The organism is Streptomyces sp. NPDC034043 (genome assembly GCF_055575675.1).
In genome coordinates, this window is record NZ_JBVISF010000042.1 from 1 (window position 1) to 3,339 (window position 3,339).

General features: G+C 68.8%; 3 protein-coding genes and 2 pseudogenes. 2 read left to right on the forward strand and 3 right to left on the reverse strand.

What is annotated here, in order from left to right:
- Positions 1-382: 382 nt before the first annotated feature.
- From ACZ51S_RS34640 to ACZ51S_RS34650, 3 genes and pseudogenes are all read right to left on the reverse strand, one after another.
- Positions 383-994: a Fic family protein gene (locus tag ACZ51S_RS34640; RefSeq protein ID WP_468963183.1), complete on the reverse strand. Its 612-nt coding sequence runs from the start codon at positions 992-994 to the stop codon at positions 383-385.
- Complete coding sequence (locus ACZ51S_RS34645; protein ID WP_468804758.1) at positions 978-1,703, reverse strand: hypothetical protein; 726 nt, start codon at positions 1,701-1,703, stop codon at positions 978-980. The genes ACZ51S_RS34640 and ACZ51S_RS34645 overlap by 17 nt, the downstream gene beginning before the upstream one ends.
- A 505-nt stretch (positions 1,704-2,208) precedes the next feature.
- A pseudogene (locus ACZ51S_RS34650) lies at positions 2,209-2,535 on the reverse strand (IS5/IS1182 family transposase); the annotation flags it as partial.
- 47 nt (positions 2,536-2,582) lie between these two features.
- Between ACZ51S_RS34650 and ACZ51S_RS34655 the strand changes: the two are divergent.
- Positions 2,583-2,687, forward strand: a pseudogene (locus ACZ51S_RS34655) (IS5/IS1182 family transposase); the annotation flags it as partial.
- A 137-nt stretch (positions 2,688-2,824) separates the two neighbouring features.
- A complete protein-coding gene (locus ACZ51S_RS34660; protein WP_468963185.1) occupies positions 2,825-3,145 on the forward strand; it encodes a hypothetical protein in 321 nt (106 codons plus the stop codon).
- The last annotated feature ends 194 nt before the right edge of the window (positions 3,146-3,339 follow it).

The window sequence follows — 3,339 nt, forward strand, 5'->3', positions numbered from 1 at the left end:
CGCTGTTGAGTTCTCAAGGAACGGACGCTTCCTTTGTACTCACCCTCTCGGGCTTTCCTCCGGGCTTTCGTTCTTGCGTTTCCGACTCTATCAGACTCTTTCGTGTCCGATTTCCTCGGTGCTTTCGAGGTCCTGCGCTTTCGCGCTTTCCCTTTCCGGCGGTTCCGACTCTATCAGAAGTTTTCCACCGGTTTTCCGGCTCCAACGTTTCCGAATGGAGAGTCGAATGCACTCCACCCGGAACGAGTTCCTCTGTGGAGTGGTGGCTGCCGAACTTGTCCAGTTCGAGGCAACCGTTTAACTCTACAACCCTCCCCCTGGGGTGTCAAAACGCGGCCGGGCCCCCGTGCAGCCGGCTCAGCAGTACCACCAGCACGCCGCTTCAGCGTCGGCGGCGGTGGAGTACGGCGATGAGAGTGGCAAGGTCCGCGGCGCCGACCGGGTCATCCGCGTAGCGAGCGGTCTGAAGGGGGCCGACCTCGGGAAGGACGATCTCCTCCCGCGCCAGAACATGGACCAAGGTCAACAGCGCGGCGCGGGCATTGCCATCGCTGAAGGGGTGGAAGAACGCCACGTCGAGGTAGGCACGGGCCGCGCGGGCCGCCAGCGGCATGGTCGGGTCGGTCGTCTCGTGCAGGCAGGAATCGAAGTCGGCCCGCGTGCGAGCGGTCAGACCGTAGCGCTCGCGGCCGGCCTTCGCGTAGGCGTCGCTCACGCGGAACGGTGCCCTCGGTGCCGCGAGGACCGCCCGCTGCCAACCGGCCAGCAGGGCGAAGTCCAGCGGGGCGCGGCGTGCGGCGTCCTCTCGGGCCAGCGCGTATGCGGCGAGCAGTCGCTCGGCACGTATCGGATCGCGCCGACGCACCGGCCCCTCGCACCAGGACCGGAACCCATCGCGGTCGGGCGGGAGGCGCTGCAGGGCCGGTGCGCGTTGCCAGTCGGCCTCACGGCGCACGCGCAGCCAGACCGCGAGGCTGTCAGGAGCGGCGGTCATGGAGTTCCTCCAGAGCCGCCCTCTCCCCGTGGTCCGGGTACGGGGCGTGGCCGGTGAGTCCAGTGGCCAGGTCCTCGGCAACGGATTCGATCAACTTCTGTCCCGGGTCGACCCAGCTCTTGAACCGGCCGCCGATCGCACGCTCCACCGCTCGCCCGGCTTCGGCTCGGTCCATGCCGGTGCTGGTGAGGAACCAGCCCAGGACGATCGACGCCTGGCCGTACCAGCCGCCCTCCGCGCCCGAGTCCAGAGTGTGGGTCACGAGCCGGACGCAGGCCCGTTCCAGGTGCCAGCTGCGGTCCTCGGGTGAGGCGTCCGGCGGCGGTGCCAGTTCGACGAAGCGCTGGGCCGTCCTCTCCAGCCACTCCCGCCACTCCAGCAGGGCGGCTACGACGCGTGCCGCGGTCTCGTCGGGGGTCGTCACCGAGCTCGGCCCGCTGATCCAGTTGCCGATGGGCCCGCCGGAGCGGTAGCACCAGCTCCACCCCCAGGCCCAGGTGCCGTACCGCTCCCGGATGACCGCGTCCACCTGCCTCTCGCACCAGCGCTCGCCCTGCCACCAGCCGGCCATGCCGGAGAGCACGGGTGGCACCCACTCGCGGACCAGCGAGCGGAGCCGGGCCTCCTCGTCCTCGTCCCAGGCGAACGGGTGGCGGGCAGGGTCGATCTCATCCCAGTTCCGGATGCCCCCGTGGGTGATGGGGGGCACGCGGTTCTCGGGGAAGGGCAGGGTGTCACGGTTGTACGTCAGCGCCGGCCTCTCTTCCTGTCCGATGTGATCGGCCCATCAGTCTCGGCTCGGAGCCCCTTGAGCGGCGACTGGTTTTCGGCCCCCACCTCGTGCGGGCATCGGTGCGGGGTCACCCAGCGAGGGTCCGCGCGGCGGTGGGTGACGGGCCTCGTCTGGACGGCGGGCCAGGCGGTGCCGCTGGTCCGGCGAGACCGGCGGGGGTCCTTGCGCCTGTTCCTCCCCCTCGGCCCGGCACCGGGCCGAGGGGCAACCGACCATGACCTGGCGCAAGGGCTCAGGAGCGGCGCTGCGCTCGCACTCCGTCCTTCTGACGCCCGGCTGACCTCAGCCGCCTCGCGAAAACCTGCCACCGCGTCGAGCACGACTCCCGCGATCTCAAGACCGCTCTGGGCCTGGACCATGCCGGCCGCGACGCTGTCTGGCTTCTTGCGTGGTCGGCCCGGGCCACGTCTGGGCCCACCGCTTTCCACTCCGGAAGTTCGGCCTGGCCGCGCTCACGACGGTGCGGGATGGCGAGGCCGGTGCCCGGATGGCCGCCGTCGGCGATCGTGAGGGTCTTGCCGACGGCCGCCTTGGCACCGGACTCCTCCCACGCCCTGCAGTCATGGTGGTTCCCGGCGAGCGGCCGACCGAGCACGACGACCCGACGGGTATCGGCGTCGATGACGACCTGGTGGTTGGTGGAGTACCTGTAGTTGAACGACTGCGCGGCGATGGTGGGGTCGCGGGTCGGCACAGGGGTGCCGACCGCGAACAGCACGGTGTCCCTGGTGAACCACTTACGGGACTGCCGCCGGTCCGCATCGCAACGGGCCCCGCGTCGAGCACGCCTGCTGACGCATGCAGCACTACAAGATCCTCCGCGACTGCCGCCAGCGCGGCAATGAACTCCACCACGCGGTCCAGGCCGTCGCCCACACGCACAACCTCGCCCTCACCTGATGACCAGACAGGCCCACACGACGTTCCGCAACACGCTTTAGTTCTCTGAACGAAGGGGGTCGCATGTCGGACGGTACGGCCGAAGCAGGGGCGGGTTGAAGGGGATCACGTTTCCTGCCTGGCACGGAAAGCACTACGTGACGCTGGCTGAGATGCTGGTTCGTCTCGGCAGCTTCGGCCTGGACCTGACGTGGCGCGTCGAATTCGACGAGATCGTCGATCCTCGCTGCGTCGAGATGGAGAGACGGTCCACCGACGCCGGCATGGACACGTTGACGCTGTTGTCGCTGACGACTCCGTTCCTCCAGCTGATCGACGCCGAAGCACGTGGGTTCGCCGAGGACAAACTGGTGATCGTCCTGACCGAGTTCGACAGCTCCTTGTGGGACGTCAGGGCCGTCGACGAGGGCGTACTCAGCGAACTTCGCCGCCACTATCCGGGTGCCAGAGACCTCTGAGCGGGGCGCTTCACGCCGGGCGGAGCCATAACAGGCCCCCACCGGCGTGGTGACCGACTTCCCCCGGGCGTGCCCGGTTGCCGGTCGGCAAAAGCCCCGTGAACGCAGAAAAGCCCCGCACCAGAAGGTGCGGGGCTTTCCCACAATGATTGTTCGGCGGCGTCCTACTCTCCCACAGGGTCCCCCCTGCAGTA